Annotated in this window: 1 pseudogene; it reads right to left on the bottom strand. The window is 70.9% G+C overall.

Annotated features, from left to right (window positions below):
* Positions 1 to 206, bottom strand: a pseudogene (locus Q7A36_RS41540) (response regulator); the annotation flags it as partial.

The raw sequence follows: 206 nt of genomic DNA, 5'->3' as shown, positions 1-206 counted from the left end.
TTCAGCAGCGCCGCCTGCAGCTCGCCTGGGTCGGCCAGCACCGGCCAAAGCCCGGGCGCGAGCCATGTTGCGATGCGCACCGTGCCGCCCAGGATCCGCGAAAGCACATTGTCCGCGATGTCCGGTAGCAGCGCTGAGACATCGATCGGCACCGCCTCGAGCGGCTGCTCCCGCCCGAAGGCGAGCAGGCGCCGCGTGACATCGGC

This window comes from Paracraurococcus lichenis, assembly GCF_030657435.1.
Taxonomy (GTDB): domain Bacteria; phylum Pseudomonadota; class Alphaproteobacteria; order Acetobacterales; family Acetobacteraceae; genus Paracraurococcus; species Paracraurococcus lichenis.
This window is presented reverse-complemented; position numbering and strand designations above follow the sequence as displayed.